1 tRNA gene and 2 rRNA genes are annotated in these 981 nt (G+C 44.5%); all 3 read left to right on the top strand.

Annotated features, from left to right (window positions below):
- Nucleotides 1-50 (top strand): 16S ribosomal RNA (locus K6V48_RS11640); the annotation flags it as partial.
- 52 nt (nucleotides 51-102) lie between these two features.
- A tRNA-Ala gene (locus K6V48_RS11635) sits at nucleotides 103-175 on the top strand.
- 308 nt (nucleotides 176-483) lie between these two features.
- Nucleotides 484-981 (top strand): 23S ribosomal RNA (locus K6V48_RS11630); the annotation flags it as partial.

Here is a 981-nt window from a genome sequence, read left to right as displayed (position 1 = left end):
AGTCGTAACAAGGTAGCCGTATCGGAAGGTGCGGCTGGATCACCTCCTTTCTAAGGAAACGGAACCTGTACGTTAGTCTTCTTTAATTTTGAGAGGTCTTGTGGGGCCTTAGCTCAGCTGGGAGAGCGCCTGCTTTGCACGCAGGAGGTCAGCGGTTCGATCCCGCTAGGCTCCATTATCTAGGATACAGAGTAACCTAGATAACTAAGATAACTGAATACGAACCTAAACTTCCTAGGAATAAGTCAAAACCACCTAGTGTCCAAAGACACGTCGTTGGTTATCTCCTTATTCTACGAAAGTTTTGCGACAAGTCGCACCGGTTCTTAATATCTTAGAACTTGTCCATTGAAAATTGAATATCTATCAAACATTCCTGATGTATCTGAAAGGATACATTAAGAAATAGTAACAAGAAAATAAACCGAAAACGCTGTGAATATTTAATGAGTTTTCTAATTTTTGAAAAAATTAGGTTAATAAGGTTAAGTTAATAAGGGCGCACGGTGGATGCCTTGGCACTAGAAGCCGAAGAAGGACGTGACTAACGACGAAATGCCTTGGGGAGCTGTAAGTAAGCAATGATCCAGGGATGTCCGAATGGGGGAACCCGGCAGGTAATGCCTGTCACTCACTACTGTTAAGGTAGTGAAGAGGAAGACGCAGTGAACTGAAACATCTAAGTAGCTGCAGGAAGAGAAAGCAAAAGCGATTGCCTTAGTAGCGGCGAGCGAAACGGCAGGAGGGCAAACCGAGGAGTTTACTTCTCGGGGTTGTAGGACTGCAATGTGGACTTAAAGAGTATAGAAGAACTACCTGGGAAGGTAGGCCAAAGAGAGTAATAGCCTCGTATTTGAAATAATCTTTATACCTAGCAGTATCCTGAGTACGGCGAGACACGCGAAATCTCGTCGGAATCTGGGAGGACCATCTCCCAACCCTAAATACTCTCTAGTGACCGATAGTGAACCAGTACCGTGA

Origin of the sequence: Streptococcus suis (assembly GCF_019794555.1) — a bacterium.
Classification (GTDB): Bacteria; Bacillota; Bacilli; order Lactobacillales; family Streptococcaceae; genus Streptococcus; species Streptococcus suis_AB.
The sequence above is the reverse complement of the archived record's forward strand: the minus strand, read 5'-3'. Positions and strand labels throughout refer to the sequence as shown.